Here is a 1,393-nt window from a genome sequence, read left to right on the forward strand (position 1 = left end):
CAGCAGAGGCCGACACTGTGGACTTGCTGATACTGTGGGGGATATGACCAAGAGGGAGAGGAATGCCGTGATGGACCGCAAGGTCATGAAGGCCGCGGCCAAGGGCGTGTTCAAACGCCAGTACTGGCTGATCGTCGTCATGTGTCTGATCGCCGCGCTCATCGGGGTGGAATACACCTCGTCGCTGTGGGTGGAGTCCTACGAGGACCCGACCATGGCGCAGCCGACCGTTGTGGATCAGGCCACCGAGCGGCTCGGGACCATGCTCGGCCAGATGGCCACGGGCAACGAGGATCAGGTCCGCGACGAGGTGGCGCGCAACGAGCAGGACATCCGGGACGCCGACACCATCGCCATGCTCGGCCGTTCCCGCGGCGTCTTCGCCTCGGTGCTGAACTCCTTCTCCTCGGGCAGCATCCTGCTGACCGTCTCGGATGCCGCCCGTTCGATCCTGCAGTCGCCCAACGCCGGCATCATCACGCTGATCGTCATCAGCCTCATCGTGTATCTCTTCGGCTGGCTGTTCATCCAGGAGACCTACACGATCATCATCCGGCGCATCGTGCTGGAGGCCCGGACCTACGAGCAGGTGCCGCTGCGCCGGTTCCTCTACCCGATCCAGACCGGCCGCTGGCCGCATATGGCCTGGACGATGTTCCTGACCACGCTGTATCTGATCCTGTGGTCGTTCACCGTCGTCGGCCTATTCGTGAAATCCTATTCCTATTTCCTGGTGCCGTACATCATGGCGGAGAATCCGACGATGGGCGCCAACGAGGCGATCACCCTGTCACGCCGCATGATGAAGGGGCACAAGTGGGAGTGCTTCGTCATGCAGCTGTCGTTCATCGGCTGGCATGTCCTGAGCGCGCTGACGTTCGGTCTGGTCGGCATCTTCTGGCTCAACGGCTATCAGGCCGCGTTCTTCGCCGAGTATTACGCGCGGCTGCGCGCCCTGGCCAAGGGTAACGGCGTGGAGGGCAGCGAGCGGCTGTGCGACGAGGCGCTGTTCGTCCGCCCCGACCGCGCGACGGTCGAGGTCGTCTACGCCGACGCCGCGGAGGCGATCGCCTCCACATCCCGCGAGCACGCGCAGCGTCCGACCGGGTTCACCGGGCTGCTGGCCGACTGGTTCGGCATCACGCTGCGCCGCAACGGCAAGGTAGATGCCTGGCAGCGCCATGAGGCGCAGATGGATGCGCTCGACCACGCGCAGGACATCCTGGACGGCCGCTGCTACCCCGGGCGGCTGGCCCCGGCCCCGATCGGCACCAAGGTGGAGCGGATCTCCGGCCCGGATGCCACGCGCAGCTACACGGTGCTCAACCTGGTGATGATGTTCTTCATCTTCTGCTTCGTCGGCTGGATCTGGGAGGTCACGCTCGCCTTCATC

General features: G+C 64.8%; 1 protein-coding gene. It reads left to right on the forward strand.

Annotated features, from left to right (window positions below; genetic code table 11):
- Window positions 1–70: 70 nt before the first annotated feature.
- On the forward strand, window positions 71–1,393 hold a 1,323-nt coding region (locus H9626_RS15845), incomplete at its 3' end, for a DUF975 family protein (RefSeq protein ID WP_225231037.1).

The sequence above is a fragment of the Phocaeicola faecium genome (assembly GCF_014837055.1).
Classification (GTDB): domain Bacteria; phylum Bacteroidota; class Bacteroidia; order Bacteroidales; family Bacteroidaceae; genus Phocaeicola; species Phocaeicola gallinarum.